The organism is Rhodopila sp., assembly GCF_035548235.1.
Classification (GTDB): Bacteria; Pseudomonadota; Alphaproteobacteria; order Acetobacterales; family Acetobacteraceae; genus Rhodopila.
The window spans coordinates 1-21,975 of the sequence record NZ_DASZTJ010000183.1; the positions used below are offsets into that span (position 1 = coordinate 1).

24 protein-coding genes are annotated in these 21,975 nt (G+C 66.5%); 15 read left to right on the forward strand and 9 right to left on the reverse strand.

From position 1 onward, the window contains the following. The 7 genes from VHB27_RS14815 to VHB27_RS14845 all read left to right on the forward strand — a co-directional run. Positions 1–939, forward strand: a 939-nt coding sequence (locus tag VHB27_RS14815; RefSeq protein ID WP_325601748.1) for a flagellin, incomplete at its 5' end; no start/stop codon positions are given. 105 nt (positions 940–1,044) lie between these two features. Next, positions 1,045–1,896, forward strand: coding sequence for a flagellin (locus VHB27_RS14820; RefSeq protein ID WP_325601750.1), 852 nt, complete (start codon positions 1,045–1,047; stop codon positions 1,894–1,896). A gap of 126 nt (positions 1,897–2,022) precedes the next feature. After that, positions 2,023–2,457: a flagellar biosynthesis repressor FlbT gene (locus VHB27_RS14825; RefSeq protein ID WP_325601753.1), complete on the forward strand. Its 435-nt coding sequence runs from the start codon at positions 2,023–2,025 to the stop codon at positions 2,455–2,457. Continuing rightward, the gene (locus VHB27_RS14830) at positions 2,450–2,791 is read left to right on the forward strand and encodes a flagellar biosynthesis regulator FlaF (RefSeq protein WP_325601755.1); all 342 of its coding nucleotides are present in this window, start codon (positions 2,450–2,452) and stop codon (positions 2,789–2,791) included. Before VHB27_RS14825 ends, VHB27_RS14830 begins: the two co-directional genes overlap by 8 nt. Next, the gene (locus tag VHB27_RS14835; RefSeq protein ID WP_325601757.1) at positions 2,788–3,645 is read left to right on the forward strand and encodes a DUF1217 domain-containing protein; all 858 of its coding nucleotides are present in this window, start codon (positions 2,788–2,790) and stop codon (positions 3,643–3,645) included. The genes VHB27_RS14830 and VHB27_RS14835 overlap by 4 nt, the downstream gene beginning before the upstream one ends. A gap of 23 nt (positions 3,646–3,668) precedes the next feature. Continuing rightward, the gene (locus VHB27_RS14840; protein WP_325601759.1) at positions 3,669–5,117 is read left to right on the forward strand and encodes a methyltransferase; all 1,449 of its coding nucleotides are present in this window, start codon (positions 3,669–3,671) and stop codon (positions 5,115–5,117) included. Further along, positions 5,114–7,384: a tetratricopeptide repeat protein gene (locus VHB27_RS14845; RefSeq protein ID WP_325601762.1), complete on the forward strand. Its 2,271-nt coding sequence runs from the start codon at positions 5,114–5,116 to the stop codon at positions 7,382–7,384. Before VHB27_RS14840 ends, VHB27_RS14845 begins: the two co-directional genes overlap by 4 nt. Before the next feature lie 43 nt (positions 7,385–7,427). On the opposite strand, the gene VHB27_RS14850 is transcribed toward VHB27_RS14845, so the two are convergent. From VHB27_RS14850 to VHB27_RS14860, 3 genes are all read right to left on the reverse strand, one after another. Next, positions 7,428–8,237, reverse strand: coding sequence for an exodeoxyribonuclease III (locus VHB27_RS14850; protein WP_325601764.1), 810 nt, complete (start codon positions 8,235–8,237; stop codon positions 7,428–7,430). Continuing rightward, positions 8,237–8,923, reverse strand: a complete 687-nt coding sequence (locus VHB27_RS14855; protein ID WP_325601765.1) for a fumarylacetoacetate hydrolase family protein — start codon at positions 8,921–8,923, stop codon at positions 8,237–8,239. Before VHB27_RS14855 ends, VHB27_RS14850 begins: the two co-directional genes overlap by 1 nt. A gap of 191 nt (positions 8,924–9,114) precedes the next feature. Next, positions 9,115–10,134, reverse strand: a complete 1,020-nt coding sequence (locus VHB27_RS14860; RefSeq protein ID WP_325601766.1) for a bile acid:sodium symporter family protein — start codon at positions 10,132–10,134, stop codon at positions 9,115–9,117. Positions 10,135–10,232: 98 nt separating this feature from the next. On the opposite strand from VHB27_RS14860, the gene VHB27_RS14865 reads away from it, so the two are divergent. From VHB27_RS14865 to VHB27_RS14885, 5 genes are all read left to right on the forward strand, one after another. After that, complete coding sequence (locus tag VHB27_RS14865; RefSeq protein WP_325601767.1) at positions 10,233–11,114, forward strand: LysR family transcriptional regulator; 882 nt, start codon at positions 10,233–10,235, stop codon at positions 11,112–11,114. Positions 11,115–11,299: 185 nt separating this feature from the next. Further along, positions 11,300–12,475, forward strand: a complete 1,176-nt coding sequence (locus tag VHB27_RS14870) for a mandelate racemase/muconate lactonizing enzyme family protein (protein ID WP_325601769.1) — start codon at positions 11,300–11,302, stop codon at positions 12,473–12,475. 3 nt (positions 12,476–12,478) lie between these two features. Beyond that, positions 12,479–13,459, forward strand: a complete 981-nt coding sequence (locus tag VHB27_RS14875) for an adenosine kinase (protein WP_325601770.1) — start codon at positions 12,479–12,481, stop codon at positions 13,457–13,459. 232 nt (positions 13,460–13,691) lie between these two features. Beyond that, complete coding sequence (locus VHB27_RS14880; protein WP_325601772.1) at positions 13,692–14,306, forward strand: glutathione S-transferase family protein; 615 nt, start codon at positions 13,692–13,694, stop codon at positions 14,304–14,306. A 43-nt stretch (positions 14,307–14,349) separates the two neighbouring features. Continuing rightward, positions 14,350–14,928: a histidine phosphatase family protein gene (locus VHB27_RS14885; RefSeq protein WP_325601774.1), complete on the forward strand. Its 579-nt coding sequence runs from the start codon at positions 14,350–14,352 to the stop codon at positions 14,926–14,928. 16 nt (positions 14,929–14,944) lie between these two features. Here VHB27_RS14885 and radC read toward each other — a convergent pair whose 3' ends face one another. Together radC and map are read right to left on the reverse strand one after the other, a co-directional pair. Then, positions 14,945–15,697, reverse strand: a complete 753-nt coding sequence (gene radC / locus VHB27_RS14890; RefSeq protein WP_325601776.1) for a RadC family protein — start codon at positions 15,695–15,697, stop codon at positions 14,945–14,947. Positions 15,698–15,752: 55 nt separating this feature from the next. Further along, on the reverse strand, positions 15,753–16,553 hold the full coding sequence (map, locus tag VHB27_RS14895) for a type I methionyl aminopeptidase (RefSeq protein ID WP_325601778.1): 801 nt from the start codon (positions 16,551–16,553) through the stop codon (positions 15,753–15,755). A 115-nt stretch (positions 16,554–16,668) separates the two neighbouring features. Between map and VHB27_RS14900 the strand changes: the two genes are divergently transcribed. Both VHB27_RS14900 and rpiA read left to right on the forward strand, forming a co-directional pair. Next, positions 16,669–17,601 (forward strand): dipeptidase, encoded by a 933-nt coding sequence (locus VHB27_RS14900; RefSeq protein WP_325601779.1) that lies wholly within the window; start codon positions 16,669–16,671, stop codon positions 17,599–17,601. Beyond that, a complete protein-coding gene (rpiA, locus tag VHB27_RS14905) occupies positions 17,594–18,283 on the forward strand; it encodes a ribose-5-phosphate isomerase RpiA (RefSeq protein ID WP_325601781.1) in 690 nt (229 codons plus the stop codon). Before VHB27_RS14900 ends, rpiA begins: the two co-directional genes overlap by 8 nt. Positions 18,284–18,325: 42 nt before the next feature. Here rpiA and VHB27_RS14910 read toward each other — a convergent pair whose 3' ends face one another. The 3 genes from VHB27_RS14910 to VHB27_RS14920 all read right to left on the reverse strand — a co-directional run bounded on the left by VHB27_RS14910 (position 18,326) and on the right by VHB27_RS14920 (position 20,325). Continuing rightward, positions 18,326–19,270, reverse strand: coding sequence for a hypothetical protein (locus tag VHB27_RS14910; RefSeq protein WP_325601783.1), 945 nt, complete (start codon positions 19,268–19,270; stop codon positions 18,326–18,328). Then, the gene (locus VHB27_RS14915; RefSeq protein ID WP_325601785.1) at positions 19,260–19,490 is read right to left on the reverse strand and encodes a hypothetical protein; all 231 of its coding nucleotides are present in this window, start codon (positions 19,488–19,490) and stop codon (positions 19,260–19,262) included. Before VHB27_RS14915 ends, VHB27_RS14910 begins: the two co-directional genes overlap by 11 nt. A 169-nt stretch (positions 19,491–19,659) precedes the next feature. Beyond that, entirely contained in the window at positions 19,660–20,325 is a 666-nt protein-coding gene (locus VHB27_RS14920) for a dienelactone hydrolase family protein (protein WP_325601787.1), read from the reverse strand. A 199-nt stretch (positions 20,326–20,524) separates the two neighbouring features. Between VHB27_RS14920 and VHB27_RS14925 the strand changes: the two genes are divergently transcribed. After that, positions 20,525–21,466 (forward strand): peptidylprolyl isomerase, encoded by a 942-nt coding sequence (locus tag VHB27_RS14925; RefSeq protein ID WP_325601789.1) that lies wholly within the window; start codon positions 20,525–20,527, stop codon positions 21,464–21,466. A gap of 49 nt (positions 21,467–21,515) precedes the next feature. Here VHB27_RS14925 and VHB27_RS14930 read toward each other — a convergent pair. After that, positions 21,516–21,975 (reverse strand): GNAT family N-acetyltransferase (locus tag VHB27_RS14930; RefSeq protein ID WP_325601791.1); only part of this gene is annotated, 460 nt, incomplete at its 5' end.

Sequence of the window (21,975 nt, forward strand, 5' to 3'; positions counted from 1 at the left end):
GGCGCCGGCGCCGGCGTGTCGCTGAACCTCAGTCCTCAGGTGGCGGCGCTGGCGACCTGGCAGAACAACATCGGCGCGGCGACTGGCCAGATGGGCGTGATGCAGGCCGCGATGACCCAGATCCAGCAGATCGCCACGAACTTCGTGTCGAAACTGCCGACGCTGAACACGCTCGATCCATCCAACGTGGACACCGTGGCCGCGGATGCGCGCGATGCGCTGAAGCAGGTCGCGGGTTTGCTGAACACGCAGGACGGCGGCGTCTATGTCTTCAGTGGCCAGGACAGCGGCAATCCGCCGGTGCCGGCGGGCGACGGCATCCTGTCGTCGGGCTTCTACACCCAGATCAACGCCGCCGTCGGACAGCTTGCGACCAACGGCGCGGCAACGACCACGACGACGACGCTGCAGATCGCGGAATCGGATGCCTCGGGCACCACGCCGTTCTCGGCCTACTTGTCGCAGCAGAACGCGAGTACGCAGGTCGTCGATACCGGTACGGGGACGATGACGCAGACCGGCATCCTGGCGAACGCCAATGCCGCCGTCGCCTCGACCGGCAGCTCCACGACCGGATCGTATATGCGCGACCTTATGCGGGCGCTGGCGACGATCGGCTCCATGAGCAGTTCCCAGGTTGACGATCCGAACTTCAGCGCCCTGGTGCAGGACACGGCGACCAGCCTGAATGGCGTGGTGTCGGCGATGGCGGCCGATGCGGGGGTGATGGGTGACCGCCAGACGGCGCTGACGAACTTGTCGGCGACGCTGGGTACCACGTCGACCGCGCTGTCCGGTCAGATCTCTTCGGCGCAGGACGTCGACATGGCGGCTGCGCTGACCAAGCTGTCCAGCGTACAGACGCAGTTGCAGGCGTCCTATAAACTGATTTCTAACGCAAGTTCTCTGTCTCTGGTGAATTTCCTCCCGAACGGCTGAGAATCAAGGGTCTCTTCATAAACCCTTAACTTTCATTCGAGATGATGATCGCGAGCCGGCAAAAGGCAGGCATCTTGATTTTGGGTATAGAGAGTAAGACACGCCATGTCCCTCAACTCGGTCAACACCAATATGACTGCGATGATCGCGTTGCAGTCGCTCGATGCAACGAACACGCAGCTTGCGATCACGCAGAAGCAGATCTCCACCGGCTATCGCGTCGCGGATTCGACGGATGACGGTGCGGCTTATGCGATCGCTCAGAACATCCGTTCCACCGTCGGCGCGTTGACCAGCGCCAACCAGCAGCTGGGCAACGTGCAGGGCCTGCTGACAACGACGCAGTCCGGCCTGACGAACATCTCCAACACCATGGCCAGTATGCGCGACGTGCTGGTGAAGCTGTCGGACGGGAACGTGCAGAGCACGGACCGCACGAACTACGAGCAGCAATATAAGTCGCTGCTGGGCAACCTGCAGACGTTCATCCAGGATGCCAGCTACAACGGCAAGACGCTGATCGGCGACATCACCGGGTCGAACGGCAAGTTCGGCCGGATCGCGGTGGCGCGCAACGAAAGCGGTTCCAGCTACGGCATCGCGACGTTCAGCGGCTCTGCGCTGTATGGCTCGATCGCGTTCACCTCGACGCAGCTTGGCGGCGCGGCCACGGTGCAGGCGCTGATCACGGCAACCGGCACCTTCCTCAACCAGCAGAACGCGGTTGGCGAGCAGCTTAACACGCTTGGTAACGCCATCAACTACGTCAACAACCAGGTGACGTACAACAACAACAAGATCGACGCGTTGAACTCGGGTCTTGGCGCCCTGGTGGACGCCGACCTGGCGAAGGAATCGGCGCAGCTCACGTCGCTGCAGATCCGGCAGCAATTGGGCACTCAGGCCCTTTCGCTGGCGAACTCGGCGCCGAATTCGTTGCTGAGCCTGTTCAGGTAGTAACGATGGTCACCAGGCTCGGTGACACGCGACATCCGGCGGCGCGCAAACGCCGCCGGACGACTCCTTGGCCGGTGCGTCAGGGTGAAGAACGGACTGCCGTCACGGCTCCACGGAAGGGATTGAATGTCTAACCTCGTTCTGGAGCTGCGGCAGGGCGAAGTCATGATCGTGAACGGCGCGCCGATCCGCTTCCGCACCCGTTCGCGAATTGAACTGACAGCCAAGGCGCGCTTCTTGTTCGGCAAGCAGATCATGCCCCCGGACCAAGCCGACACGCCGGCTCGGCGCATCTATTTCGCATTGCAGTCCGCCTATATCGGCGAGGAGCAGGAGCGTGAGGCCGCGTTGGAGACCGCGCGTCATTTCATCAATGAATTTCAGGAGGCCACGACCTCCAACATGGTCCGGACCATACTATCCCAGGCCCTCGTGGCCGCCGAGGAGGACGACTGCTACCAGGCGTTGAAGCTGGTGCGCCGGATCATCCAGCACGAGACGTCCGTCACCGGCAGCACGATCGGCAAACATCCAGAAGGGATCGACGAAAAGCATGCATAACGTTGCCGCGTCAGCCTATGGCGCCACAGCCCGTCTCCGTCCTGCCCGCCAGCAGGAGGCGGATATCTTCCGCGATGCCGCCCGCACGCTGACGACCGCCCGCAACGGCCGTGCGATCGAGCAGATCCGAGCGCTGGCGGATAACCGGCGAATCTGGATCTCGGTGATCGACCTGATGCGTGATCCCGCCAACGCGCTGCCGGAGGAGCTCCGAGCCTCCATCATTTCGCTGGGCATGGCGGTGCAGCGCGAAACCGAAGCCGAGGCGCCGGACTTCGAGTTCCTGATCTCGGTCAACCGAAACATGGCGGCGGGACTGGACGGTCGCCCATGAACTACGACAGCAGCATCCTGGCCCTTTTCTCCAATATCGGGTCGTCAGGATCCGGCAGCGATTCGAGCCTGCTCGAAACACTTTACGGGAGCGGTTCGACCGGCGTTCAGGGAGCGTCCGGCCAGTCGCCCGTGGCGGCCCTGTTGTCCGCCCAGAAGAACGAGGCCACCGTCATCAAGACGGTAGAGCAGCAGGCCGACGTAAAGACCGCGATGGCCGCCTTCACCAAGGCCGTGGGCAGTGCGACGAACCTGACGCAGGCGCTGAACGACCCGGCGGTGCTGAACGTGCTGCTGACGGCCAATGGCATGGCCGACCAGATCGGCAACACCGCACTGGCGACCAAGGTGCTGATGTCGAACCTGAGCGATCCGAGCTCCCTGGCCAACGTGCTGACCGATACGCGATGGCAGATGCTGGCCCAGACTTACAATTTCTCTACCAACGGCTTAGCCGTGCTCAAGAATCCCAGCACGATCGCGGCGATCACCCAGGGTTATGCCCAGATCAACTGGGAGAAGCAGCAGGATGCGGCGACGCCGGGGATTTCCGACGCGCTGACCTTCATCCAGCAGGCCGGGTCGATCACCAGCGTCGACCAGGTGCTGGGCAACAGTACGGTCCGCACCGTCGTCACCACGGCACTGGGCGTGCCCGAGCAGATCGCGTTCCAGTCGATCAACGCGCAGGAGCAGGCGGTCGGCACGCGGCTCGACGTCAAGGACTTCAAAGACCCGTCCTTCGTGCAGAGCTTCGCCGAACGCTTCCTGGTGATGAACAACCTCAACAGCAACTCTTCTTCCGGGTCCGCCAGCATCGATACGCTGGCCGCTGAACTTCAGAGCCCGACATAGTTGCGGGAGTGACGATATTGGACATGTCCTCCGCCGGCGCCAGCGCCGACCTGCTTTGCGAGCGTGCCGCCGCTCTTCTCGACACCGGCCGGGTCAACGCCGCTCGACCCCTGCTGACGGCGGCCCGTGCGCTGGCCGGGCGCACGCCGGCTTGCATCCAGCTTTCCGTGCGCATCGCTGCCGCCGACGGCGACTGGGTCGCGGCGATCGCGGAACTGGATGACGCGATCGGGACCGAACCGGAAAACGCCGACCTGCGTAAGCTGCGAGCCGAGGCGCGCCATCGGACGGGCGACGTGGAAGGAGCGGCGCGCGACGCGGCCGAGGCCGTGGTGGCCAATCCCGCCGACCCTCGCGCCAAGGCATTGCTGGGTGCGGCGCTGCTCGACCTGGGGTTGGTTGCCGACGCGGCGTCCTGCCTACGGGAAGCGGTGAACGGCACACCGCATGACCCGCTGTATCGGGAGGCGCTTGCGGCCGCGACGGAGCGTCTTGGGGATGTCAGCGGGGCGTTGGATGTGCTGAATGAAGGCATTCTTGCCGCGCCCGGCGCGGTGACGCTGCGCAACGCGGCCGTGTTGCTGTGTATGCGCCGGCGCGATTTCCTCGGCGCGCTCAGCCATGCCGAGGAGGCTCGGCAGGCCGGTGTCCTCGACGCAGCAACGCTGGGCATGAAGGGCCATGCGCTGGCGAGCCTAGGCCGGCACGAGGAGGCTGGCAGGGCGTATCTGGATGCGCTGAAGCTGGATCCGGAGGATGCGCATCTCAAGTACCTTGTTGCGTCCTCCAGTCTGTCGCCGAATGCGGGGCAGACGCCTGAAGTGTTCATTCGCACGCTGTTTGACGGCCATGCCGACCATTTCGAGAACCACCTGATCTCGCTGCGATACGGGATCCCGGGCGCGATGCGCACGGCGCTGCGATCCCATCCCAAGCTGATGGCCGAGGAGCCCGTCGGGCCTGTCCTTGATCTGGGTTGCGGCACCGGGCTGACGGCACTGGCGCTTGGTGATCTGGCAGTGGGGCCATTTACCGGCGTGGATATTTCCCCGCGCATGCTGGATCATGCTCGCGTCAAGCGCCTGTACAAGGATCTGCATGAGGGTGAGATCGTCGCGGTACTGAACGAGCGGCGGGAACGATGGCCGCTGATCGTCGCCGCCGATGTGGTCTGTTACTTCGGCGCATTGGATGATCTGCTGGCCGCGGTGCACCGCAGCCTGGCGCCTGGCGGCTGGTTCGTTTTCTCAGCAGAAGAACTGCTGCCGGATCATGACGGCGTGACGCCCGGAGACGGCGACTACGCCTTGGGTCGCCAGGGCCGCTACGCGCACAGCCCGCACTATGTCTATGAAGCCGCCTTCGCCGCCGGGTTCCGCGTTCTGCGCTTCGATCGGCCCGTGGTCCGGCAGGAAGCCGGGATCGACGTCCCCGGCCTGCTGCTGGCCCTGGAACGGATCGAACCGTCGTGACCTTCATCGCCGCGACCCTGGCCGCCCAGCCGGGCCGCGAGGAACTCGCGGCCGGCGACTTCGCCTCGGCCTTGGAGCCGCTGCGTGCCGCCTCCGCCCAAGACGAGGCGCAGCCGGCAACCTTGCTGAACCTGGCGATCGCCGAGGATCGGGCGGGCGATCGCGCCAAGGCTCGCCGTCTGATGCGAATGCTGGCGATCAGGCTGCCAACATGGGACGAGCCGGTGCTGCGCCTGGCGGAAAGCCTCCGTGCTGCCGGCGAGAGGGAAGAGGCCGAGGATACTTATCGTGAGGTCCTGGCACTCAGCCCGGACCGGGCGGAGGCAATGGCCGCGCTGGCCGGACTGCTTCTGCTGCGCGGCGAGGCAGGGGAGGCGCGAAGCCTGTTGCGCCGTTGCTGCTTGCGCGATCCGTCCGACGCCCACGCCTGGAACGCGCTTGGCCTCGCGCAGCACCGCCTGGGCGAGACGGCGGAGGCGATGGAGGCTTTCCGCAAGGCCGTGGACCTCGACCGGACGCATTGCGGGTTCATGGCGAATTTGGCCGAAACCGCTCCGGACGCCGAGGCCGAGCTCCAGGTGCAATCGGCGGCGGCGCTGATCGACCCGCTCGCGGCGCCCCCGCATGTCGGCCGCGGCCTGCTGCTGGACCGGCTCGGCCGCCGGTCGGAGGCGATCGACGCGCTGGACACCGCCGTCGCCCTGGCACCGGACGACGTCGTGCCGCTGGGGATGCTTGGGGGCCTGCTGGCGCGCTCGACCCGTGTGAAGGAGGCAGAGGCGGCATTGCGCAGGCTCTGCGCCCTGACGCCCGACGACCCGAAGCCGCACAACGACCTGGCGGCGGTGCTGATGCGGCTGCATCGTCATGCCGAAGCGCGAACGATCCTGCGAGACCTGGTCGATCGGTTCGGGCCGCATCCGTCCGTTCTGTGCAACATGGCGAACGCGACCACCTGCCTCGGACGGCAGGCGGAGGGCGTGGCATTGGCGCGCCAGGCATCGTCCCTGGCGCCGGATGCGGTCCTGTCACGGCGGGCGTTATGCAACAACCTGCCTTACCTGGACGGTATCGGCGGCGCGGAGTTGCTGGCGGCGATGCGCGCCTGTTCGGATGTCCAGCCGCGCGCCGACCTCGGTCCATTGGCGAACGGTCGCGACCCCGACCGTCGGCTGACGGTGGGGCTGCTGTCCGGGAGTTTTCGGTCGCATCCGGTCGGCTGGCTGACCGTGGCAGGGATCGAGACGCTCGATCCCGACGCGTTCTCCATCGTCTGCCTGGCGCAGAATACCGCGGCAAACGATCCGCTGGCCCGCCGCTATCGCGCGGTGGCGGCGGAGTGGATCGAGGTCGACACCCTGTCCGACGTGGCGTTGGCGGAATTGGCGCGCGGTCGGGGGATCGACATCCTGATCGACCTGGGCGGCTACGGCGACGCGGGGCGGATGAACGCCTGCGCCCATCGGCTGGCGCCCGTGCAGGTCAAATGGGTCGGCATGCAATCGCACAGTTCCGGCCTGGCGGAGATGGACTGGTTCGTGTCCGACCACTGGGAGACCCCCGACGGCTTCGAGCGGTTCTACAGCGAGCGCCTGATGCGCCTGCCGGACGGTTATGTGTGCTACACCCCGCCGCCGCACGCGCCCGACGTGGCACCGCTGCCGGCATTGCGGAACGGGTTCGTCACGTTCGGCTGCTTCAACAACCTGGCGAAGATCACGCCCCGTGTGGTGGAGACCTGGTCAAGGATCCTGCATCGCGTGCCGGACAGCCGGATCGTCCTGAAAACGCACCAGTTGGGCGATGCCGACACCGTCGCCGGAATGCGGGCTGCCTTCGAGCTGCATGGCATCGATCCCGACAGGGTCGAATGCCGTGGCTCCTCCGGCCATCGTGCGTTCATGGGGCAGTACGGCGACATCGACCTGGTGCTGGACCCATTCCCCTACTCGGGCGGGCTGACGACCTGCGAGGCGCTGTGGATGGGCGTGCCGACGATCACCCTGCCGGGGGAGATTTTCGCGTCCCGCCACTCGGCCAGTCACATGAGCAACGCGGGCCTGGCGGACTGGGTGGTCGGGTCGCTGGACGCCTATGTGGAGATGGCGGAGCGGCGGGCTGGCGATCTGGGCGCGCTGGCGCTGCTGCGAGCCGAGTTGCGGGAGCAGGTGCGGTCGAGTCCGCTTTGCGACGCGCCGCGGTTCGGCCGGAACCTGGGCGCGGCGCTGCGGACGGCGTGGCGGGATTGGTGCCGGTCCGGGGCGTAAGGTCCGGGGGTAATGTCTGGGCGCTGGCGACCGGCCTGTTCCGCTAGACCGCGACCTCCACGCACACCGGCACGTGGTCGGATCCCTGAGGCCAATCCCGAGCGTCCTTCAGGATGGTCTGGCTTTTCAGGCCGGGCTCCAGGTCGGGCGTCACCCACACATGGTCCAGTCGCCGTCCCCGGTCCGAGGCACGCCAGTCGCGATTGCGGTACGACCACCACGTATACAGCTTCTGGTCGGGCGGCACGAAATGCCGGACCGCGTCGACGAAGCCGGCGTTCAGCCAGGCCGTCAGCCCCTCGGTCTCCGGCGGCGTATGGCTGACGACGTCCAGCAGCTGCTTGTGGCTCCAGACGTCATGCTCCAGCGGCGCGATGTTCAGGTCGCCGACCAGAACCGACCGCGTCAGCCCTGGCCGCGCCGCGAACCATTGGCGGGTCTCGGCGATGAAGTCGAGCTTGTGGCCGTATTTCGGGTTCGCCACCCGATCCGGCACGTCGCCGCCGGCGGGGACATAGAAATTGTGCAGTTCCACCGGCCCGCCGGGTGTCTCCACAGCCGCCGCGACGTGCCGGCAGTCCCCTTTGCCGCACCAATCAGGTGCCTCGACCTCATGCACCTGCATCGGCACGCGGGACAGGATCGCCACTCCGTTATAGCCTTTCATCCCCCGGAACACGCGGTGCGGATAGCCCAAGGGCTCCAGCGCCGCGGCGGGAAACAGCTCGTCCGGAACCTTCGTCTCCTGCAAGCAGATGACGTCGGGATTCAGTGCCTCGACGAGGCGGTCCAGCAGCCCGACGCGCAGCCTGAGCGAGTTGATGTTCCAGGTCGCGACACGCAAAGCCGGCATCAGACGATGCGGGTCCTGACCGTCCCGACGCCCTCCACGACACCTTCCAGCAGGTCGCCGCGCTCAACCGCCGCCACGTTCTCCGGCGTGCCGGTGTAGATCAGGTCCCCGGGGGCGAGCTTCACCAGGCCGGACAGGTAGGCGATCGTCTCCGGCACGTTCCAGATCATCTTCGACAGGTCGGAGGTCTGGCGCACCTTGCCGTTGACCTTCAGCTCGATCAGGCCCTTGGAAGGGTGGCCGATCTTGGACGCCGGCACCATCAGGCCGATCGGAGCGGAGAAGTCGAACCCCTTGCCCATGTCCCAGGGCTTGCCTTCCTTCTTCGCGGCGTTCTGCAAGTCGCGCCGGGTCATATCCAGGCCGGCGGCATAGCCCCAGACATGCGCCAGGGCGTCGGCTTCGGCGATGTTCGCCCCGCCTTCGCCGATCGCGACCACCAGCTCCATCTCGTGGTGAAGCTGCGTGGACTTGGGCGGATAGGGCATGTCGGCATCATTCAGCAGCAGCGCATCGGCGGGCTTCATGAAGAAGAACGGCGGCTCCCGGTCCGGGTCGCTGCCCATCTCCCGCGCGTGTTCGGCGTAGTTGCGGCCGACGCAGAACACCCGGCGCACCGGGAAGGCGCCCCCGCCGGCAACCGGCACGGAAACGACGGCGGGGGGCGGAATGACGAAATCGGCCATATCGTGACACCTTGTTGACGCAGTGCAGCGGAAAGTCACCTGTGTGACCCGCATAAGCGAATCGGCGGCATCCGGCAATGGCGGGCACGCATGCGCCCGAGATGCCGTATCCACCGCTCTCCGGCGGCGGAAGGCCCAAGGATTCCGCGGCGGGCAGCGGTTTTCCGCCGACCCCTTCCAAGCGGTTGGTCCTACCGGACGACCGCGACTCCACCCGAGTCCGCCAGCCGGCGCGACGAGTCCTGCGCCTGCGCCGCGTAGCGCCGCGCCAGCGTGGCGCACACCATGAGCTGTATCTGGTGGAACAGGATCAGCGGCAGGAGCATCACGCCCACCGAATTGGCCGGGAACAGGACGTTCACGATCGGAATGCCGGCGGCCAGGCTCTTCTTGGAGCCGCAGAACACGATGGTGATCTCATCGGCGCGGGAGAAGCCCAGGCGGCGGCTGGCGAAGGTCGTGATCGTCAGCACCAGCGCCAGCAGGGCGGCATTGGCAACGCCAACGGCCAGCAGGCTCTGCCAGTCCACCTGGTGCCAGATGCCGTGCACCACGCCCTCGCTGAACGCGCCGTAGACGATCAGCAGGATGGAACCGCGATCGACCAGCCCCGTCAGGCCCTTGTGGCGCGACAGGAAGCCGCCGATCCATTGGCGTGCGACCTGGCCGGCGAGGAAGGGCAGCAGCAACTGCTCGATGATGCCCTCTATGGCGCCGAACGACATGCCGCCATGCGCCCGCATCAGCAGTGCGACCAGCAGTGGCGTGATGAAAATGCCCAGCAGGCTGGACGCGGATGCTGCGCAGACCGCAGCCGGGACGTTGCCGCCGGCGATCGAGGTGAAGGCGATCGACGATTGCACGGTCGAAGGCAGCGTGCAGACGAGCAGCAGGCCCATATACAGCGGCACCGGCAGCACGTCCGGGGTCAGCACGCGGAAACCAAGGCCCAGCAGCGGGAAGAGCACGAACGTGCTGGCCAGGATCACCGTATGCAGCCGCCAATGTGACAGGCCCTGGACGATCGCTTCCCGCGAAAGCCGCGCGCCGTACAGGAAAAACAGCAGACCGATGATGATCGTCGTCGCGTGGCTGAAATCCACGGCTGCCTGGCCGCGGACCGGGAACACCGAGGCCAGCGCCACCATCGAAACCAGCGCGATCAGATAGGGATCGATGTTCCACCGTTCCAGCGTCGCACGTATAGACATGGCGTAGGCCTCCTTGCCTGCGGAAGCTGGCGGGACGCCGGCCGATTGTGAACGCGGCATGACGGACTTACTGTCATCACGGAACGTGATGAGCGATCATGATCGACCCCGTCCTGCTGCGAACCTTCCTGGCGGTCGTCCAGTCGAGCAGCTTCAGCGAAGCCGGCCGCAGCCTTGGCTTGGGCCAACCGGCGGTCAGCCAGCAGATCCGGCGGCTGGAGGACCAGGTGTCATGCCGACTATTCGTGCGCGACACCCACTCTGTGGCGCTGACGCCCGACGGCGAGGCGATGGTTGCCTTCGCCGAGGCGATCCTGGACGCCAACGCCCGCGCGGAATCCTATTTCCGTGGTGCGCGGGGCAGGGCGCGGCTGCGGTTCGGGGCGTCGGAGGACTTCGTGGTGTCGCGCTTGCCCGAAGTGTTGCGCGACTTCACGCGCGGCCATCCGCTGGTGGACCTGGAACTCACAGTCGGCCTCAGCGGTTGGCTCAACGCTCGGTTGGACGACGGGGAACTGGACCTCGTGCTGGCCAAGCGGCCGGACGGCGACGACAGGGGGCGGCTGGTCTGGCGCGACCGCCTGGTCTGGGTCGGCGCGCCCGGCACGCGGATCGATCCGAAGGAGCCGATCCCGCTGATCCTCTATCCGCCGCCCAGCATTACGCGGGAGCAGGTGCTGCGGGTGCTGGAGCAGACGCGCGGGACATGGCGCATCGCCTGCACCAGCAGCAGCCTGACGGGCCTGCGCGCTGCTGCGCTGTCTGGGCTGGGCGTGCTGGTCCTGGCGCGCGGGCTGATCCCGCAGGGGTTGGACGAGTTGGACGACGACACGCTGCCCGATCTGGGAGAGGTGGAGTTCGTCCTGCGATCCGCCGGCCGCTCGCTGCGCGCGCCCGCGCGGCAACTGAGCGACGCGATCCTGGCCTATGGGGAGACGCTGCTGGAACCTGGTGCCACGCCGGCGGGTGCGGGGACGTAGCCCATCGGACAACCTACATATGTATCGACATGGTCTAGCCGGACCTTGATGCGGTCCGCGTCGCCGCCCACACTTTCGATGCGGCGGGGCGGCGATGGCAATGTTCCAACAGTTCTGCCGCGCCGCGACACAAGAGCCGAAACGGGCTTATTCTCGATCATCAAACAAAGGGGGGAAACCGCATCATGAAGATCGCCCGCATCGAGGACCTGCACGCCGACGCCGGTTGGCGCACCTTCTCTTTCCTCAAGATCACGACCGATGACGGCCTTGTCGGCTGGTCGGAATACACCGAGGCCGACGGGTCCAAGGGCCTGACCGCCATCATCCACGGCATGGCCGAACCGTTGATCGGCGCCGATCCCAGGCCGACGCAGACGATCGCCTCGACGCTGTGGCAGCGGCAGATCCAGGCGCCCGCCGGCGTCAACCAGCGCGCCATTGCGGCGATCGAGAACGCGCTGCTTGACATCAAGGCCAAGGCGCTGGGCGTGCCGGTGTATGAGCTGTTCGGCGGTCCCGTGCGGACCCGCGTCCCGGTCTACTGGTCGCATTGCGGGAGCTATCGCGTGCGCAACCATGCCTTGGTCGGCTCCGCTCCGCTGCGCAACTTCGACGACATCGCCGCGCTGGGCGCCGAGGTGAAGCGGAAGGGCTTCAAGGGCCTGAAGACCAACATCCTGCCCTGGGACGGCGAGAAGCTGACCAATTTCCAGCCCGGTTTCGGCCGCACGCCCGGCTATCCCGAACTGAACGCCGACCGCGGCATGATCAAGTCGCTGCAACGGCAGTTGCAGGCATTCCGTGACGGGGCGGGGCCGGAGATGAACCTGCACCTCGACATCAACTACCACTTCAAGACCGAGGGGAACCTGGCGATCGCCCGCGCCGTCGAGCCTTACGACCTGACCTGGCTGGAGATCGACACCTGGGACCCTGGCTCCCTGGCCTATATCCGCCGCCACGCGCCGTGCCCGATCGCCTCCCTTGAATCCGTTTGCGGCCGCCGCGCGTTCAGGCCGTTCCTGGACGCGTACTCAACCGATGTCGCGATCATCGACGTGATCTGGAATGGGTTCCTCGAATCGGTGAAGATCGCCGCCATGGCCGAGGCGTATGAGGTCAACGTCGCCCCGCACAACTATTACGGCCATCTGTGCTCCGCCGTTTCCGCGCATTTCTGCGCCGTCGTGCCGAATTTCCGCGTCATGGAGATCGACATCGACAGCGCCGCGCACCGGGATGAGCTTTTCACCAACGTCCCGGTGATAGAAAACGGCGAACTGATTATCCCCTCCGGCCCCGGCTGGGGCGTTGAGGTCAATGAGGCGGCGGTCCGGGCGCACCCGCCGAAAAGGTAGGTCATGACGGAAATCCTGTACGACATCTTGGGCATCGGGAACGCCATCGTCGACGTGGTGGCAGCGACCGATGACCCGTTCCTCTCGCGCCATGACATGCACAAAGGCTCGATGACGCTGATCGACGCCGCGCAGGCCGACTTGCTGTATGCGGCGATGCCGCCGGCCAAGGAGTCCTCGGGCGGTTCGGCGGCCAACACCTGCGCCGTGGCGGCGGGATTGGGCAGCCGGGTGGCGTATATCGGCAAGGTGGCGGACGATCAGTTGGGGACGGTGTTCCGCCACGACATCACGGCGGTCGGCGTCAATTTCCATACGCCGCCGCTGGTGGGCGGGGCGCCGACCGCGCGCTGCCTGATCCTGGTGACACCGGACGGGCAGCGGACGATGAACACGTTCTTGGGGGCCTGCGTGTCCCTGGATGCGTCGGACGTGCAGCCGGCCTTGGTCGCGCAGGCGGCGGTGACGTACCTGGAGGGCTACCTGTTCGACCCTCCGGCCGCGCAGGCGGCGTTCTACAAGGCCGCCGACGCCGCGCACGCCGCCGGCCGGCAGGTTGCGCTGTCCCTGTCGGACGCGTTCTGCGTCAACCGCCACCGCGACGCGTTCCGCAAGCTGGTCCACGGGCATGTCGACGTCCTGTTCGCCAACGAGGCCGAGATCACTGCGCTGTACGAGACCAACACGTTCGACGAAGCGGCCGAACTTGCCCGCAAGGACGTTGCCCTGGCGGCGCTGACCCGCAGCGAGGCCGGCAGCCTGGTCCTGCGTGGCGGCGAGACGGTCCCGGTCCCGGCACAGCCGACGAAGGTCGTCGATACGACGGGGGCAGGCGACGCCTACGCCGCCGGCTTCCTGGCGGGTTTGACGCAGGGGAAGTCGCTCGCCGAATGCGGCCGCATCGCCTCCGTCGCCGCGGCCGAAATCATCTCCCACTACGGCGCTCGACCCGAGGCCGACCTGCGGGCGCTGGTGGGGGGATAGGGCGCCGTCGCTTACGGTCCTGGATTCATGATCATGTCATGATCCGGCATCATGTCGCGGCCCGGCTTGGCCGGGCCGTCTTCCTCCACCGGCGCAGGATGGCCCGGGCCATGACGGAGACCCACGATCCACGCCGCGCGACCGTCGCGGGCCATGGATCGTGCCCCCTGCCTTCGCACCCCGGACCCTGCCTGCTATAGACGTTCCAAGCCAAACCAGGGGAGACCGACCCATGAAGCTCTATTACGCACCCGGCGCGTGTTCGATCGGCATCCATGTGTTACTGGAGGAGATCGGCAAACCCTATGAGGCCCAAGCCGTCAACCTGCGCGAAGGCGAGCAGTACAAACCTGGCTTCGTCGCCGTTAACCCGAAATCCAAGGTCCCGACCCTGGTGCGCGACGACGGGGCCGTGCTGACCGAGTTTCCGGCCATCGCCTATTACCTTGCCCGCACCAACCCCTATGCGAACCTGTTGCCGGACGATATCGACCTGCAGGCCCAGGCGTTGGAGATGACCGATTACGCCGTCGCCACGATCCACATGCAGGGGTTCGCACGGCAATTCCGGCCGACCAACTTCTCGTCCAACCCTGCCGAGGAAGACGCGGTGAAGGCCCGCGGCCGGGAATTGGCCGAAAAGGGCTTCAGCACGATCGACAAAGCGCTGGCCGGCAAGGATTACGCGGTCGGCAAGTTCTCGATCGCCGACGCCGCCGTCTTCTACGTCGAGTTCTGGAGCAAGCGGGTCAACATGGCGCTGCCGCCGAACTGCGCCGCCCATCTGGAGCGGATGATGGCGCGTCCGGCGGTGCAGCGGGTGCTGAAACAGGAAGGGCTGGCCTGAGCCGCTCCGGTTTGCTGCTCAACCGTATGGACAGGTGCTGCCGATGATCGTTTCGCCCGCGACGACGCTGACCCCCATCTCGTTCTGGTTCCTCCGTCATGGCGAGACAGACTGGAACGCGCAGAACCTGTCGCAGGGCAATGTCGACATCCCGTTGAACCAGACCGGGCTCGCCCAGGCGAAATCAGCGGCGCTGCTGCTGCGCGGCAAGGGGATCAAGTCGATCGTCGCCTCACCGCTGAGCCGGGCCAAGATCACGGCCGAGATCACCGGGGCCGAGATCGGCCTGCCGGTGGAGATCGACCCGGACCTGCGAGAATGCGCCTACGGCGTCATGGAAGGCAAGCCCATGACCGAGTGGTTCACGGCCTGGGTTGAGGAAAAGCTGACGCCGGAAGGGGCCGAGAGCTTTGGGGATCTGAAACGCCGAGCCGTCGCGGCGGTCAATCGCAGCATCGTCAGGCCGGGACCGGTGCTGGTGGTGGCGCACGGCGCGCTGTTCCGCGCCCTGCGCGCGGTGATGGGGCATGAGCCGAACGTGCGGACGCGGAACGCCGTCCCGGTATGGTGCGAACCGCCGGCGGCCGGCGCGGACCGGTGGGGGGTCGAATACGCGGAGTGATTTCGCGGACCAAACGCTACATCAGCCGTTCCTGACGGAAGCTGAGGCACTTCCCCTGGCCCACCACGATGTGATCCAGCAGGTTGATCCCCAGCGCCGCGGCTGCGGCGGCAATCTCCCGGGTTGTCGTGATGTCGTCCCGCGACGGCGTCGTTTGGCCGCTGGGATGGTTGTGTGCCAGGACGATACTGGCGGCGTTCAGTTCCAGGCAGCGCTTCACCACCTCCCGCGGATAGGCGGGCGCGCGGTCGATCGTGCCACGGCCCTGCACCTCGTCCGCGATCAGGCGATGGCGGTTGTCGAGGAACAGGACACGGAACTGCTCGACCCGCTCATGCATCATCACGGCCTGCAGGTAATCGAAGATCCGATCCCATGACGACAGCACCGGCCGTTCCCCGGCCTTGTGCTTCAGCAGTCGTTGCGCTGCCGCCTGTACCAGCTTGATCGCGGCCGCGCCTGCCTCGCCCAATCCCTCGATCCTCAGCAGTTCCGGCACTGGCGCGCCGACCGCGGCGCTAAACGAGCCAAAGCGGGACAACAGAGCGCGGGCGATCGGCTTGGTGTCGCGGCGGGGCAGGGCGATGAACAGCACCATCTCCAGCATCTCGTGATCCGCCAGCGCATCGGGGCCGGCCGTCAGTAAGCGCTGGCGCAAGCGGCCGCGATGCCCCTCGCTGCCGGCGAAGGACACTACGTCCGGGGCCGGTGAGGGGAACGCGAACAGAGGCGCATCGGCCAACTCGGGCGGCTTGCGGGACCGGGGCATCAGGCAGCGGAGGCTAAGCGGGAATCCTTGCCAATCCGCTAACGGCGTCGGCGGATCATCCGATCGGCGGCTTGTCCATCCCGGTGGGCGACAGGGTGAAGATTTCGCACCCGGTCTCGGTCACGCCGATCATGTGCTCGAACTGCGCCGATAGGCTGCGGTCTCGGGTCACGGCGGTCCAGCCGTCATCCAGCACCTTCACCTCCGGCCGCCCGGCGTTCACCATCGGCTCGATCGTGAAGAACATGCCGGGACGCAGCACCGGACCTTCGCCGGGGCGGCCGAAATGCAGCACGTTCGGCGGTTCGTGGAACCGGCGGCCGATGCCGTGGCCGCAGAAGTCGCGCACGACGCTGAAGCGGTTGCTTTCGACGAAAGCCTGGATCGTGTGGCCGATATCCCCCAGCGTGGCGCCGGGCTTCACGGCGCGCACGCCGCGCATCAGCGCCTCATAGGTCACGTCGATCAGGTTGCGCGCGCGGGTCGACGGCGTGCCGGCGACATACATGCGCGAGGAATCCCCGTGCCAGCCGTTCAGGATCACCGTCACGTCGATGTTCAGGATATCGCCGTTCTCAAGCTTCCGCTCGCCGGGGATGCCATGGCAGACGACATGGTTGATGGAGGTGCAGATCGACTTCGGATAGCCGCGATAGTTCAACGGCGCCGGCACGGCGCCGTGGGCGACGATGAAGTCATGGCAGAGCCTGTCCAGCGTGCCGGTCGACACGCCCGGCTTCACGTGCGGAATGATCATGTCCAGCGTTTCCGCCGCCAGCTTTCCGGCGGCGCGCATGCCCGCGAAATCCTCGGGCGCGTGGATCGTGATCCGCCGTGTGTCCGCTCCCCCGTCCATCACCTGTTCCGTTGCTCCATACCGCCCGCTAACATGCGCAAGCGGACCGCAAGGTGCAAGGTCAACCTGTTCCCCCGGCTGACGATCCGGCGCGGATCAGTGTAGAGGTTCCCGCATGATCATCGACATGCATACCCATGCCGGCCGCCCACGGCGCACCGGCGACGTCGACCGCTCGGTCATCGCGACCATGGCGCCGGCGGGCGTTGCGGCGGCCGTCGTATCCGCGATCGGGGACATCCCGATGATCCGCCGCGACAAGGTCACCGGCCGGCTGGAGAAGTTCCGCGACCCCAATCCCGGCGAATGCCTGGAAGCCGTCGAAGGCTACCTCACCAGCTTCGAGAACGCCGGCATCCGCATCGCCAGGGAGCCGGAGGATTTCCGCGAAGACGACCCCGCCCTGGTGCTGGCGATCGAGGGCTGCGACTTCCTGGAAGGCGATCTCGACCGGCTGGATGCGATGGAGGCACGCGGCGTGCGCTCCATTCAGCTCACGCATTACCTCGTGAACGAGACGGGCGACATTCAGACCGCGCCGCCGGTGCATGGCGGCCTGACCGTCTTCGGCGCCGAGGTCGTGCGGCGGATGAACCGGATCGGCGTGATCCTGGACGTTGCCCATTGCTCCGAGGATACCGTCAAGGGCGTGGCCGAGGTGGCCACCAAGCCGTTCCTCTGCACCCATGCCAACCTGAAGGAACCGGGGGCGCCGCAGGGGGACCATCCCCGCTTCGTCAGCCCCGACTACGCCCGGATGGTCGTCGAGTCCGGCGGCGTGGTCGGCGCCTGGATCTCGGTGCTGAGGGAAGAGAAGCTGCCCGGCATGATCCGGCACATGTTCCGCATGATCGACGCGCTGGGGATCGACCACGTGGGCATCGGTTCCGACCTGCCAGCCGGCGTGGCGGCGACCGAGATGCCGAATTTCTCGCGCCATCCTCTGCTGGAGGCAGCATTGCGGGATCGCGGGCTGGCGGCGGAGGAGGTTGAGAAGGTCTGCTCCGGCAATTGGCTGCGGGTGCTGAAGGCGGTGCGCGATGTCTGACCGGGACGCTCATAAGAAGCAGGCCGCGCTGGCGGCGGTGGCGATGGTGGAGGACGGTATGGTCGTCGGGCTGGGCACCGGCTCGACGGCGGCCTTCGCCATCGACGGGCTGATCGCGCGGGTGCGCGACGGGCTGAAGATCGTCGGCATCCCGACCAGCGAACGCAGCGCGAAGCAGGCGGCGGATGGCGGGATCATCCTGACCGACTTCGCTCACCATACCCGTGTGGACCTGACGATCGACGGTGCCGACGAGATCGCCGAGGGCACGCTGGACCTGATCAAGGGCCTGGGCGGCGCTCTGCTGCGGGAGAAGATCGTTGCGTCGGCCAGTACCCGGCTGGTGATCATCGCCGATGCGCCGAAGCTGGTGCCGGGCCTGGGAGGGACGGTCCCGGTGCCGGTGGAAGTCGTGTCGTTCGGCTGGCAGACCACGGCGGAACGGCTGGCAGCCCTGGGCGCGCGGCCGGCGATGCGTCAGGCGGGTGACGCCCCGTTCCGCACGGATGGGGGGAACCTGATCCTGGATTGCCATTTCGGCCCGATCGCCGATCCGGCCGCGCTGGAGGCAAGGCTGTCGGCGACGGTCGGCGTGGTTGAGACCGGGCTGTTCATCGGCATGGCGACCACCGCCCTGGTCGCCATGCCGGACGGGGTTCGTCGACTGGACCGGAAGGGCTGAGGCCAGGGGATTTGCCGGCGCGATAGTGCGGCGCGCCAATCGTCAGGCCGTCGGCACCTTCGGCAGCGACGTCTGACCCAGGACCCAGCCTTCCCACCGCTGGATCCACGGATCGGCCGGTGCGGTGTCCGGCCGGTTGCCCGCCAGGACGTTCAGCACTGCCAGCACGCCCAGGACGCTGTCGAACCGGTCCTCACCCGAAGCGTCGGCACCGAAGCCGTCCCGGATCGCCTGGCGCATCGCGGCATCGGGTTCCGCCGCCAACCGGCCCATCGCCGCTTCCAGCGCCTCGGCCGTCGCGATGCGGTCCGACTGGCGCCGCTTGCTGCCGCGCAGGCGGATGCCCAGGTGCCGCAGCGCCTCGGCGGGATAGGTCTCCGCCAGCGCCACGGTTCCGGGCGCCAGCAGCGACAGCAAGGATCCCTCGAACGGCCAGAGCCGGAGGATACCGGTCGGCAGGGCCGGCAGGATGAGCGTCTGCCAGGCCGAGATCGCCGCTTTTCCCGATTGGTTCGCGCCCAGCGTCCAGAACACCGGCGCCCCTGCCGGCCGTTCCAGTGTGGCCTTGTCGCAGGCGCGATTGAGTCCCGACGCGTCCCCCAATCCCAAGGCCAGGGCGTGCGACAGCCGCGTCATGCCGGCGATGCCGCGCGCCGGGTAGAATGGACGGTCCGAACGGATTTCTTCCAGCGTGGCGCAGACACGGAAGAAATCGGGCATGGCGGCGACTCCGCGCAGGAACGCCAGGAAATCGGCTTCCGGCCTGACGGCCGCATAGGCGCGCGGCAATCCGATGGGCAGGTCGGCGCCCAGCGCGACGGCGCCGCCATCCGCCATCGCCAGCAGCCGCCGCGGAAGGTCGCCAGGGTCGCCAACGGGCCGAGGCGCCGTCAGCCGCCAGCCTGTCTCGGCCCGCAGGGCAATGGTGATCCAGCGTTTCCGCGGATCGATGCTCCAGTCGGCGTGGGCGGCGAGGTCAGGACCCAAACGGCCGGTTCGCACGCTCAAGCAGGCGGGAGAAGAAGCCGGGCGGCTTGGCCGGCTTGGCGGCTTCGCGGGCCTTCTCCTGTGCCTTGGCTTTCGCCTTGGCCTCGGCCGCGGCGTCCTTTTCCTTCAGGTCGAGCCATTTCTCCAGGCTCATGCCGGCTTTGGCGGCGCGTTTGGCTTCGTAGGCGCGTTGACCCTCGGTCAAAGGCTTTATGGGCACGTGTCGGTTCCTTGGCGAAAATCAGCGCGACATAGCGCGGATCGGACCGCCGGGAACAGGGGAAACACGGCCGCTCGGCGAGAACCCCATGCGGCACGGTCAGGAACGGAAACCGATCGCGCGGAGACGGAGCGGTTCCACGCAGGAACCGCTCCTCCACAGGGTAGCGTTATCCGATGTGCTTGGCGAAGAACTCCAGCGTCCGCTTCTGCGCCAGCTCATAATCCGGCTTGCTGAAGCTGCCGCGTTCGTCGCAGCCGAAACCGTGCTGCGCGCCCATGTAGACGTAGACTTCCGCCTTCGGCTGTGCTGCCCGCACCGCGTCGACGTCCGACATCGGGATGGATGCGTCCTTTTCGCCGAAATGCATCTGCACAGGGCAGTTCGGCTTTTCGTCCTTGGTGCCTGGGATGCCGCCGCCGTACCAGCAGGAGGACGCGGCGAACTTCGTCGTCCGGGTCGCGCCCCACCAGGCCACGGTGCCGCCGAAGCAGTATCCGACGATGCCCAGCTTCTTGCCGGACAGGTGACCGGCGGCGGCCTCGACGTCCAGCATCACTTGAGGGTCGGACAGCTTCATGCGGAAGTCGCGGCCCTTGCCGATGTCGTCCTGGGTGTAGCCGAGCTCGACGCCTTTCTCGACGCGGTCGAACAGGGCTGGGGCGACGACGGCGTAGCCGGCGGCGGCGAAACGGTCCGCCATGTCGCGGATGTGGTGGTTGACGCCGAAAATCTCCTGGATCACCACGATGCCCTTGGTCGCGTCCTTGGGCCCGGCGACGTAGGCCGAGAAGCTGAACCCATCCGCTGCCTTCAACTGGATCGTCTCACCCATTTCAAATCCTCCCGCGTGTCGATGGACGCAGCATGGCGAGATTGCCTGATCCGTCAACCGCGCGCCGATGACGTGTGCAGGCGACGGCGGCGCGGTCGGCAATGGGTTGAAAAATCGGCCGACTGATGGTTTGGACAAGCCGGGGCGAGGCTGAACGGTCGTGCTGCTGCCCTCATTCCGGAGTGCAGGAGGCCCCGCCATGTATCGCCGTATCCCCGCCTGTCTGGCCCCGCTGGGGCTTCTGTGCCTGGTGGCCGCGTCCGAACCGCCAGCGACGGGAGCGTCCTCTTCAGGCGCTTCCGCGAGTGCCGCGTCCGGCGATGTCGTCGCGCGGCGTGGCGATCTGACCCTGACGGTGGCCGATGTGCGGGCGATGCTGGATCATGCCGATCCGGCGACGCGGGCAAGGGCCGAGGCATCCCCATCGGCGCTGGCCGCCTTCGTGCACGACAAGCTGGTGGATCGCTCGCTGCTGGCGGAAGCCGAGGCGAAGGGCTGGGACAAGAAGCCCGACATCGTCGAGCGCATCAAGGAAGCCAAGGACGCGGTCATCCTGCAGACCTATGCCGCGTCGCTGGTGCCGCCGGACCCGAATTTCCCGCCGGATTCGGCCGTCACCCAGACCTATGAGGTAAACAAGGCGCGCTTCATGGTGCCGCGCCAGTATCACCTGACGCAGATCGTCATCCTCGTTCCGCCGGACGCCAAGCCGGATGTGGCGGAGGCGGCGCGTCGCAAGGCGGCCGATCTGCGGGCTCAGGCGCTGAGGCCGAAGGCGGATTTCGCGGCGCTGGCGAAGAAAAACTCCCAGGACGTGGCGACGGCGGAAAAGGGCGGCGATGCCGGTTGGGTGCGTGAGGACACGCTGCTGCCGCAGGTCCGCGCTGCCGTCGCGAATCTGAACGAGAACGGAACCACCGAAGTGCTCCGCTTGCCGGATGGGTTCCACGTCGTCCGCGTGCTGGGGATCAAGCCGGCTGCCCCGGCCCCGTTGGATGACGTGCGGCCGCAGATCATCCAGGCGTTGCGGCAGGCCAGGGTCCAACAGGGGATCCGGACTTATATCGACGGGATGCTGAAGGCGGAGCCGATCCAGTTGAATGAGATCGACCTCGCGCAGAAGGTGAAGGTGCGACCGTAGGGCGATCGTCGGGCGCGGAAAGAGAGAGCGGGCAGGATATTTATATTGATTATATAACGAAAATGTTTAGACCAACCACGTCAAGTTCGATCAAACGGAAGCCGCGGGTCATGTAGTAGGGCGAGTTTGTTTCCGTCGCGCAAAGGTAGCAGACTTGGTGCCCTAAGCTCTTGGCTTCTGTCCGCGCTGCTTGGATCAGCTTACCCGCAATTCCTTGGCGTCTGGAGCCAGGCTCGACCCACAACGCCGCGATCCATGGTGAATACTGTGGACGGATGTCCAAGTCGTTATCGATCAACAGGACGGAGCCCAGGTATTGCTCTTCCCGGTGTGCGACTAAGGCCATTGGGATGCCACGTTCCGCGGTCATTTTTCTGATACCAGAACGATACTGCGACAGCGATATCGCGCTGTCTTTCCACCATTCATGCCAGCACCTGTCGGCAATCGTGGATGCGAAGTCCGCGACACTGCGCAAATTACTGATCTGCATCAGACAATTCCAGGCC

Bases quoted from the DNA above. Each gene is read 5' to 3' on its own strand.
- VHB27_RS14830 (WP_325601755.1), top strand. From the start codon at position 2,450: ATGCATAACGTTGCCGCGTCAGCCTATGGCGCCACAGCCCGTCTCCGT.
- VHB27_RS14870 (WP_325601769.1), top strand. From the start codon at position 11,300: ATGAAGATCGCCCGCATCGAGGACCTGCACGCCGACGCCGGTTGGCGC.
- VHB27_RS14855 (WP_325601765.1), bottom strand. From the start codon at position 8,923: ATGGCCGATTTCGTCATTCCGCCCCCCGCCGTCGTTTCCGTGCCGGTT.
- radC (WP_325601776.1), bottom strand. From the start codon at position 15,697: ATGCCCCGGTCCCGCAAGCCGCCCGAGTTGGCCGATGCGCCTCTGTTC.
- VHB27_RS14850 (WP_325601764.1), bottom strand. From the start codon at position 8,237: ATGCCGGCTTTGCGTGTCGCGACCTGGAACATCAACTCGCTCAGGCTG.
- VHB27_RS14920 (WP_325601787.1), bottom strand. From the start codon at position 20,325: ATGGGTGAGACGATCCAGTTGAAGGCAGCGGATGGGTTCAGCTTCTCG.
- VHB27_RS14885 (WP_325601774.1), top strand. From the start codon at position 14,350: ATGATCGTTTCGCCCGCGACGACGCTGACCCCCATCTCGTTCTGGTTC.
- VHB27_RS14825 (WP_325601753.1), top strand. From the start codon at position 2,023: ATGTCTAACCTCGTTCTGGAGCTGCGGCAGGGCGAAGTCATGATCGTG.
- rpiA (WP_325601781.1), top strand. From the start codon at position 17,594: ATGTCTGACCGGGACGCTCATAAGAAGCAGGCCGCGCTGGCGGCGGTG.
- VHB27_RS14860 (WP_325601766.1), bottom strand. From the start codon at position 10,134: ATGTCTATACGTGCGACGCTGGAACGGTGGAACATCGATCCCTATCTG.
- VHB27_RS14865 (WP_325601767.1), top strand. From the start codon at position 10,233: ATGATCGACCCCGTCCTGCTGCGAACCTTCCTGGCGGTCGTCCAGTCG.
- VHB27_RS14880 (WP_325601772.1), top strand. From the start codon at position 13,692: ATGAAGCTCTATTACGCACCCGGCGCGTGTTCGATCGGCATCCATGTG.
- VHB27_RS14840 (WP_325601759.1), top strand. From the start codon at position 3,669: ATGTCCTCCGCCGGCGCCAGCGCCGACCTGCTTTGCGAGCGTGCCGCC.
- VHB27_RS14820 (WP_325601750.1), top strand. From the start codon at position 1,045: ATGTCCCTCAACTCGGTCAACACCAATATGACTGCGATGATCGCGTTG.
- map (WP_325601778.1), bottom strand. From the start codon at position 16,553: ATGGACGGGGGAGCGGACACACGGCGGATCACGATCCACGCGCCCGAG.
- VHB27_RS14835 (WP_325601757.1), top strand. From the start codon at position 2,788: ATGAACTACGACAGCAGCATCCTGGCCCTTTTCTCCAATATCGGGTCG.
- VHB27_RS14900 (WP_325601779.1), top strand. From the start codon at position 16,669: ATGATCATCGACATGCATACCCATGCCGGCCGCCCACGGCGCACCGGC.
- VHB27_RS14925 (WP_325601789.1), top strand. From the start codon at position 20,525: ATGTATCGCCGTATCCCCGCCTGTCTGGCCCCGCTGGGGCTTCTGTGC.
- VHB27_RS14875 (WP_325601770.1), top strand. From the start codon at position 12,479: ATGACGGAAATCCTGTACGACATCTTGGGCATCGGGAACGCCATCGTC.